Origin of the sequence: Bacillus luti, assembly GCF_001884105.1 — a bacterium.
Taxonomy (GTDB): domain Bacteria; phylum Bacillota; class Bacilli; order Bacillales; family Bacillaceae_G; genus Bacillus_A; species Bacillus_A luti.
Map to the genome: position 1 here is coordinate 1 of NZ_MACI01000049.1, position 9,288 is coordinate 9,288.

A 9,288-nucleotide genomic window follows, 5' to 3' on the forward strand; every position below is an offset into this window, starting at 1 on the left:
CTGCTTGAACATGCCTTCTACGCATGATACCTGTATATTTCGCAAGACCTCGGTATACCGTGACTAGCTGATTGTCTCGTATCATATAACCACTACTTGTATACCGAGCGTATGCAAGTAACGTAAATATGATACATAGTGGTATCAGAGTGAACAATGCGATATGTTGTTTAAAATATATACTCGCACCGGTAATCGGCACAGCGAGCACAGCACTTGTAATCCAGCCCATTATTACATAACGGCGCAATGCAGCCTTCGGTAAATGGACAATTTCCTCTTCCATTTCATATGGCAACTGCAAATACGTAAGTAACTGCTGTACATCTTTTTTCTTCATAAAAGGATGTAACATTACTTCATTTCCCGCCGCCTCTATACTTTGAATGACTTCTACTTCGACAGAGCAATAACCAAATGGCTGCCGAAGAATTCCTTCTTTCACAGTAATCGCTTGAATGCGATGTAATTTTAAAACAAACTCTTTCTTATCAAATAACCCTTGCACGATGCGAATTTCATTTCCGTTTCGCTCAATTTTAAAGTTCGCATATTTTAACGCATAGCCGGCTGTTGAAATGACCCACGAAACCGCCATTAAAATCGCAGCCATAACGATTAATTCATATACACCGTTATCCATCACATACGCTTCCACTTTACTGATAAGCCATTCTGGTAGAAATTGATTAAACTCTGTGTAAATAAGAAGTAGTCCAGAAAATACTAATCCGAATCTACCAGATGTAACGGATGCAACTAAAATTTCTTTCGTTGTTAACTGATATACCGTCTGACTTTCTTCTGCCGCAGGCGTCTCTTCAGTCACAACGCTTCTTTCTTTATGTAATAAAGCAATGAGTTCCTTCGCTTCATCTTCTCTAATACCCGCTAACATCACTTCTGGTTCAGTACCGCCGCCCGCTACTTCGATATTTAACTTTGTCAGTCCAAGCACCTGATAGATGATGTTAGAAGATGTACTAATATTTTGCACACGCTCTTTATTTAAGTAACTTTCTTTCTTCACAAAAACACCGTGTTTAATATGTACAATATTATTTTCGACCCAGTACACTTTAAAATACCATTTTATAGCTGAGAAAATAGCCATAATAAATAATACAGCCAAAAGAACAAGATGTAAGAAATACCAAGGTTTCACTTCACCATCTGATCGAAATAAAACAAGCAAAATAAAAGGTAACAAGCCCGCAATTCGAATACCTAACAATATTGTGATCGGATGTTGCCTCTTATACATCCTGATCACTCACTTTCGCAAGTTCTCCAATTTGTCTTTTCAGCTGTTCTGCCTCTTCTTTCGTTAAACCTGGAATACTATGAGAAGTTGCTGCTGTTGAAATATGTAATTCTGCTAAATTATACTTTCTCATAATCGGTCCTTGTTCGATTGTAACGTGCTGCACGCGAATCATCGGGATAAGTACGCGTTTTACAACGAACATTCCTTTTTGAATTTCAATCTCTTCTTCATTTAATCTGTAACTATAATAGCGCTGACGTAAATTTGGAAATACGAAATAATCAAGTGGGATAAATGTAATAGCTCCGGTTACTAACAATCCAAACAACCAGCCCCACCAGTTAAAATTGATCATAAAAAAGAAATACGCAATTACGACTGCTAGTATGACTGCTGCCCCAATTAAAGCGTGAATTCGCCACACTTTCAGCATATTAGCATGAATCTCCCTTTCTAACGGCTGCATCTCATCACTCCAATTATATGAATTTACTAATTATATATTAGGCGGTATATACATTTTTGTAAATTTATAGTTTTCTACATCGTATCAAGCACTTCTTTAAAATTCCCTTCATTAATCGCATACACTTGAAACTGAATGTAATCTATTTCATTCGTATCTGGTTTAGCAAATGGCAAAATGTTAAATTTAGAAGCAGACCTTCCTAACATATCTATAACCATAAGAGAAACATCAATATATTCGAAGTCTACACGGAATACTACCGCTTCTCCCGTAAACTCATAATCTTTAATCGCATCATAAGACTTATTCGCACTTATGAGCATTATTTTTAATAAGTGATTTAAATTTTCTGGTTTAAAATTAATCATATATACAACTCCTTTTTTCAACAAAACACTACAAAAATAGTGTAATCTTATACTTTCCTAACTTCACACATCCAGTATATAAAAAATAAAGCTAGTTTTTTATAAATTTTTTGATATAATTACATACGGGAAAAGGGAAGAATTTTGTCTTCCCTTGTGTTTTTATTTGCATCTAGTACTTTTGCTAGATGCTTTTTTTATGCAAAAAAAGGTATCCTCACCTACTTTGAGGATACCTTTTTAGCAATTTAGTGCATTTCAATAATTGTACCGTCTTCAAATACTTTGAATACGCCCGTAAATCCTGATCCAGCTGCGCCTTCTATTTTATATGTCGTACGCACTCTAATTTGATAATATTTCTTTCCATTCTCTACTTTCGTATCTTCTAACGTGTAATTATATTCTTCTTTATATTCATTTTTGATATATGCTTTAGCTTTCTCAAAAGTAAAATCATCTTGAGTTTTTCCTGTCTCTACCTTTTTATTATTTTCTGTCGTTACGTTTTGAGTCTTATCTGCTTCTACTTTTTTATTATTTTCTGCCGTTACGTTTTGAGTTTTATCTGCTTCTACTTTTTTATTATTTTCTGTCGCTACTTTTTGAGTCTTATCTGCTTCTACCTTTTTATTATTCTCTGTCGCTACCTTTTGAGCCGGTGCTGTATTCGTTTTTTCTGTTTTCGTTGCTACTGTTTCATTCTTTGCATTTTTTTCTTCTTCACCAATTTTCGTGATTAATCCTGCGGCTTTTTTATTATATTCTTCAAGGCTCTTGTTATCTTTTGTTTCTGAAACTAGCTTCGTTAATAACTCTTTCGCTTCTGCATAATTTTTCTTGCCGATTAACTCTTCACTTTTCACCAGTTGTTCACTATATTTCTTTTTTGTTTCTAAAATAGTTAGTAACGCTGTTCTTTCTTCCTTTGCTTGTTTTACAAGCGTAGTGCTACCATTCTTCACGCTTTCTACTTTTTCAAATGATTTAACAGATTCTTCTACCTTTGTTTCTTCTTTTAGCTTCACTGCTTCAATCATTGCTTTCGTTTGTTCTACAAGCACTTTTACATCTGAATCATCTTTTTTCTCATCTAGTGCTTTTTCAAATGATGACAAGGCTGTTTTATATTCTTTATTCGTTAGTGCGGTATTTCCCTCATCCATTGCTTTTTCATAATTCCCATTACTACATCCAGCTAACATTAAAAATGTAAGTCCCATTACTGTTAATAATTTTTTCATTTTTTTCTCCTCCTATATATCCCCTAAAACAATAATTTCATATGTATAAAAGTCTGTGTAGCAATTAGACTGAAAGGAAGTATGTACTTTGTGTGCGGGAAAGGAAGTACACTTCATTTGCTATCATTATGTAAAACTCCTAAATAGTTGGTAGTTGGTTTTCTTCTTCTTTTCAGACAGAAAGGAATTTTAATAATGCGCGTAAAGCTCTCACCAGGCTCTTTACTACACACACTTTTATACACATAAAAAATCATTTTTAGTTAGAATACGAACCGCAATCCGTAACATACCGAAAAACAACAGAAAACAAACCGTAACATAAGTCACAGTTTGTAACTTTTCTGTAACACAAATGTAACATAAGGTTTTTAAACATACAATAGTTTTTTTACATTATTTTTCCTCTATCTACATTTTTAGGTTTTAATATAGTTCCAGTCCTTAGTGTAATAAGCATTTTTCATAACAATCACACCACATCGTTATCAAGCTAACTCCCCCTAAAAATGAAAAAATACGCTATTCTTTCCTATGAGCCTACAGGAAGAATAGCGTATTTTTCAAAAATGAGTTCTTTTATTAAAATGCTTTGGTTCTATATCACAATTAAAAGGGCAATCAACGCTAATATAGCTGGAAGTCCTTGTTTCACAATAATTGATTTATTGGATGTGAAACCGCCGAAAAGAGCTGCTACTACCACACACATTACAAAGAATAATTGAACCATATAGCCAATTGAATTGAGCCCAAGTATAAGTCCCCAAATGAGACCAACGGCTAAAAATCCATTATATAAACCTTGGTTTGCAAACATAATGGCTACGTTTCGATCTCCTTCTAAATGCTCCGGTAATTTAAAAGCACGTTTTGCCACTTTCGAATTAATAAAAAACATTTCGAGAATCATAATAAACAAATGTTCTAATGCTACGATCCCGACTAAAATAGCTGCGATTATTTCCACACCATTCTCCCCCTCTATCCCCTAATATCAAATTTATACTATCTTTGTTTTAACTTTGTAGCTTATATAAAGTGAAACTTTAATCAGTGGGGGTTTTCTTCATCCCCCACTGATTATTAGCCTGCACCAATCGGACTTTTATGGGCAGCCCGACCCCCACCTAAATTCTCTGCTTTCGCTGAATTTTGAGGTGGGGGTCTTACTGCCCATTAAAGCGGGATAAAACTCCCTCTTCTTTCTTTTCAAAACATTAATTGATATATCAATATTTGATACGTCAATTAATATACAACTCCCCTTTTAGTTTTGCAAGTTTTTTTGCTCAATTCGTTTTATTTTGTTCCATCAACCTTAAATCAATTCAAAACCTCTATTCACATCTCTAGAGACTATAATGTTTTTTAAATAACTACATAAAAGGAGTCAGCTTTATTATCAAATTAATAATTAGTTGTCTCTAAAAAGGAAAATCCCATGTCTTTTCTATTAATAAAACTCATTTTTATTATTTTAGGAGCAGTCCATTTGGTTAGCTCTATGGGCATGGAATCGCACCAACGAAACAAGAATTTCATACTAAAAAAGTCTACTAATTAAAGTAGACTTAAAAATTTTTTAGAGTATCAAATTAATAGTTCATCAGTTCATTTTCAGGTGTTTGAATAATAACAGGATTTTTCCCTGGATCAATCCATCTTAAAATATCAATAACATTTTGTTTATCTACACCTGTACACCCTTCTGTCCATGAAGTAGAGACATGGAAGAAAATTGCGCTTCCTTTGTACGGTGTGCGTGATTCCGTATTATAATTAATTACGAATCCATAATCATACGCTGGGATATACATATTTTCAGCTGATTTCCATCTACCTCTTACAGGCTTTTCTTGCAGCGTATTATAGTATGGGGATGTAGAATCATCTACCCAGACATGATTTGGTGTTAGATTGATAAAGGGAAGTTTCGTACCAGGATTCCCTTGTCTACCGAAAGCGGAACCAATGGTGTATTTTCCTCTTGGCGAACTCATTCCACTTTCACTCATCTCAACTGCAAAACCTTTCTTTCCGATATATCCTCTTATATTCTTTTGCTCTCTCCATTTCCCATTTGAATTTTCAAATGTACGAACTTGAGCTTGATTCGTATTATACCCGTTTGTTGTAACTAAAATAACCTGTTGATTATTTTGGATCGTTTTTAAGTTATCAATTACTGTTCTAGATTCATTCGTATTCATCCATTGTAGACCTGCACCCGTTCTTATACGCAACCACGTACCTCTTTCTTCAACTACTGTCACAGTTTGCGCTGCATACTTTACAAGTACATTCGCTCCGTCCGCTGGATAATCATAAGTGAAAAAGTCTCTATTAATATGAACCTTTTTTTCGTTTAGTAAAATCCATTTGAACCCTTGATACGTATGGATTTTCACCCACCTATCTTCTCTTTCTTCATACACTTTTACATCTTGTGGGGCAGATTCAAAAGCAATACCTGAAGATAATGATGCACCATGATAAGCGAAGAAAGGTTTTTGCATATGAATTTGTTTACGTTTGAACTCTTTATCTTTTGAAGTATCTGTTTGTGCAATTAAACTTACCGCTTCCGCACGAGTAATCGTTTGATCAGGCTTCCAATTGTCATCACCATACCCACTTGAAATACCTAACTCAACCAAGATGTTTACATGTTTCTCGCTCCAATGTTCCTTTAAATCTTTAAATACTGTTGGAGGATTCTCTGTCACTTTCTCTTGTAATTTGTATGCATTGACTAACATAGCAGCCATTGCACCTCTCGTTAGCTTTCCAGTAGGGTTAAACTTCCCGGCCCCTTCTCCTTTTATAACACCCACTTTTTCTATAGCTGCAATGTACGGAGCCGCCCAATGCTTTTGTGAGTCATGAAAAGAAGGCTTTGCCGATTGATCGACAGGAAGATTCAATATTTTGGCCATCATTGTTGCGGCTGCCCCTCTATCTATCTCTAAATTTGGTGAAAACGTGCCATCAGGCATGCCTGACAATACATTTTTATTTATAAGATAGTCTACTGATGGCTTTACCCAACCAGGAACATCCGGGAAACTACTTGGAGCTGCTTGCACCGCTACTGGTTGCTCTTGCTGCATGGCGTTCTCCTGTTTTGTTTGTTCTTTCGTAGTTTCCGCCTCAAATTCATTCTTCAACTGATTTTGTTGCACAGGAACACGTTCCTCTTTTACTGTGTATTGCACAGAATCGATTTCAGCTAAAGAGCTTGAAGGCATAGCAAGAAATCCTACTGCAATCATCCCTGTTGTTGCGATTTTTATAATCTTCATATTTCTATCTGTTCTCCTTCTCCTGGTTAAACTAAATTATAGTCCCTCTATTTCTTGTGATTCATTTCACAAGAAATACCACAATCAAAAACCAATAAATGTTAATTATAATCCTATACACTTATTATCGCAATATATAAGTTTTAAGTGATTCATGAATCTATTCTAGATTATGCTACTGTTATAATTCACCTTTTATAGCAATGATTTTATACTTTCATAACTTTACGCATCAAATATAAAAATAAAGCTAGTTTTTTATATACTTGATATTAAGACTGTTTTTATGAGCATTTCGTATAAGTGTTAGCAAGTTCGTTTGCAAACTTGTTAGCACTTTTTTATATTTCGTCTACTCAAAAAACTTCATTGTACCCCTTCTAGTACGCATCGCTCTCAGTGCCATTATGACGCAAATCATTAATTAAAGATGCAATTTATAAACAGCCGCTTCCTTAACGTATAGGAAATTGTTTTTCTTTTTCAAAACACGCTCTTTTTTTGCTCGTTTATCAAGGTTATCAGGATCAATTTGATCAAATATTATTCCAAAGCTTCGGTGGGGGATTTTAAATAAATGTGAGTTTGTCCAAACCGTATTTTTGGGAAATTCATATTCTACAGTAAGCTCGTCTAATATTTGGAATAGCTTGATTAAAAACAATAAGAAGGTGAGTACTTTATGTTAGAAGAAAGTCCAACTAAGAAATCGAGTACACCACAAAGACAACAAATTATAAAACAAAATGATGGACATAGAGAAAATATAGATAATTCATCCATATCAATACAGCAAGTGGACTCAACAGATTTTCGAATCTCAACATTAAATGGAGATCCTGAAAACGAGCCTACTGTGGGGGTCAATCCAAATAATCCATTGTCAATCATTGCTGCTTCTCACGCTTATACGCTTCCAAGTGGGTTTCCTCAATTTGGATTATATCGATCCACTAATGGAGGTACCACATTCACGACTAATTTTCTGCCAGTACCAGCAGGATTTAGAAATACTAGCGACCCAATCATAGACGCCGATCTAAACAATAGGTGGTTATTAGCTGGTATCGCTGTTCAACCGGTTTCAGAAACAGTAGATAGGGCATCCATTATTGTTTATCGGTCAGTTGACGATGGAGCAACTTTTTCTAATGCCATTAATGTTTCTGGAATAAATAACAATTTCTTAGATGATAAAGAATATCTTGCATTCGACAAGACACCAACAAGTCCGTTTGTAGGGAATGCCTATATTAGCTATACGAGGTTTGCTAATAGTCCACAAACCTCACAAATTTTACTTCAAAGATCTGTAGATGGTGGATTAACATGGCTGGCACCAGTTGCAATCTCAGGGGTAATTGCAGGAGCACCTACCCCCTTTGTACAAGGATCAAATGTTCAAGTAGGTCCGAATGGGGAAGTATATGTTGCTTGGATTGAGGGAGATTTCACTAACGCCACGTTTCGAATTCGCCGATCAGATGATGGCGGGGTAACATTCGGTCCCACTGTTAATGTCAGTGCTATTATTCGAGTTCCTGATCCTCTAACTCCAGCGGTCCCTACCTGGGCATTCCGTGTACCTACCTTTGCTTTTCTCGCGGTAGATAGATCAGAATGTTTTGGCTCTGCAAACTTTGCGAGGGTGTATGCTGTATGGCAGGCTAACGACCCAACAAATGCTCATATCCTTTTGTCTTTCTCCGATAATGGCGGAGCCACATGGTCAGCCCCAATACGTGTTGATAATAGTCCTGAGAATACCCAAAATTTTTTCCCGTTTGTAGCGGTTTCCCCATGTAGTGGCACCGTAACCGTGATTTACTATACAAACCGGGAATCTTCTTCTCTTCTAGATGTTTTTTTAGCAGTTTCGACTAATGGTGGAGCCACATTTACAAATACACGGATAACAGACGTTTCTTTTAACCCTAACGCCGATCCTTCCTTTGGTAATCCGTGCGCATTTATAGGCGATTATATCTTTTCGGCCTTTATTCCCCCAGCTTTGCCGGAACCGGAAAAGTTAATCTCAGTATGGACTGACACTCGGAGCAACAACAGTCAAGATATCTTTGGCAACATCAGTGATCTTGAACGGATCCCATCCATCAGCTGTCCTGGTAATATCACTCAGGATAATGACCCGGGTGTTTGTGGGGCGATAGTGAACTATCCACCGCCAACTGTAAGTACTAGCTGTCCTGGAGTGACTTTTAGCTGCAGCCCTGCTTCTGGATCCCTATTTCCAGTGGGTGAAACCACTGTCACTTGCACTGCTACTGACATTTGTGGAGGAACTGAAGAATGCTCTTTTACGGTTACAGTAAACGATACTGAACCACCAAAAATCCAATGCCCTAACAATATTACAAAAGCAAATGATCCTGGTGAATGCGGTGCTATTGTTACATTTCAACCTACGGTTACAGATAACTGTCCAGGTGTAACTTTTTCCTGTTCGCCAGCTTCTGGATCCCTCTTCCCTGTAGGAACCACTCCTGTGACTTGTACAGCCACGGACGCATCGGGAAATACAGCTACATGTTCATTTACCGTCACAGTAAACGATACTGAACCACCAAAAATCCAATGCCCTAACAATATTACAAAAGCAAATGATCCTGGTGAA

The 9,288-nt window shown here is 36.3% G+C and carries 7 protein-coding genes; 1 reads left to right on the top strand and 6 read right to left on the bottom strand.

Translation table 11 applies throughout. The annotated features are described in order from the left end of the window. The 6 genes from BAQ48_RS11335 to BAQ48_RS11360 all read right to left on the bottom strand — a co-directional run. Window positions 1-1,264 (bottom strand): PH domain-containing protein (locus BAQ48_RS11335; protein WP_071711150.1); only part of this gene is annotated, 1,264 nt, incomplete at its 3' end. Continuing rightward, a complete protein-coding gene (locus BAQ48_RS11340; RefSeq protein WP_071711151.1) occupies window positions 1,257-1,733 on the bottom strand; it encodes a PH domain-containing protein in 477 nt (158 codons plus the stop codon). The genes BAQ48_RS11340 and BAQ48_RS11335, both read right to left, overlap by 8 nt. A gap of 74 nt (window positions 1,734-1,807) precedes the next feature. Next, window positions 1,808-2,104, bottom strand: coding sequence for a protoporphyrinogen oxidase (locus tag BAQ48_RS11345; RefSeq protein WP_071711152.1), 297 nt, complete (start codon window positions 2,102-2,104; stop codon window positions 1,808-1,810). A 248-nt stretch (window positions 2,105-2,352) separates the two neighbouring features. Continuing rightward, window positions 2,353-3,348 carry a hypothetical protein gene (locus BAQ48_RS11350; protein WP_071711153.1) on the bottom strand — a complete coding sequence of 332 codons (996 nt, stop codon included), beginning with the start codon at window positions 3,346-3,348 and terminating at the stop codon, window positions 2,353-2,355. 598 nt (window positions 3,349-3,946) lie between these two features. Then, the gene (locus BAQ48_RS11355; protein WP_000402479.1) at window positions 3,947-4,318 is read right to left on the bottom strand and encodes a DUF1304 domain-containing protein; all 372 of its coding nucleotides are present in this window, start codon (window positions 4,316-4,318) and stop codon (window positions 3,947-3,949) included. 628 nt (window positions 4,319-4,946) lie between these two features. Continuing rightward, window positions 4,947-6,653 (bottom strand): S-layer homology domain-containing protein, encoded by a 1,707-nt coding sequence (locus BAQ48_RS11360; RefSeq protein WP_071711154.1) that lies wholly within the window; start codon window positions 6,651-6,653, stop codon window positions 4,947-4,949. Window positions 6,654-7,335: 682 nt separating this feature from the next. On the opposite strand from BAQ48_RS11360, the gene BAQ48_RS28245 reads away from it, so the two are divergent. Beyond that, window positions 7,336-9,288 (top strand): HYR domain-containing protein (locus BAQ48_RS28245; RefSeq protein ID WP_071711155.1); only part of this gene is annotated, 1,953 nt, incomplete at its 3' end.

Excerpts from the sequence above, each read along its gene's own strand:
- BAQ48_RS11340 (WP_071711151.1), bottom strand. The coding sequence starts at position 1,733 with ATGCAGCCGTTAGAAAGGGAGATTCATGCTAATATGCTGAAAGTGTGG.
- BAQ48_RS11345 (WP_071711152.1), bottom strand. The coding sequence starts at position 2,104 with ATGATTAATTTTAAACCAGAAAATTTAAATCACTTATTAAAAATAATG.
- BAQ48_RS11350 (WP_071711153.1), bottom strand. The coding sequence starts at position 3,348 with ATGAAAAAATTATTAACAGTAATGGGACTTACATTTTTAATGTTAGCT.
- BAQ48_RS11360 (WP_071711154.1), bottom strand. The coding sequence starts at position 6,653 with ATGAAGATTATAAAAATCGCAACAACAGGGATGATTGCAGTAGGATTT.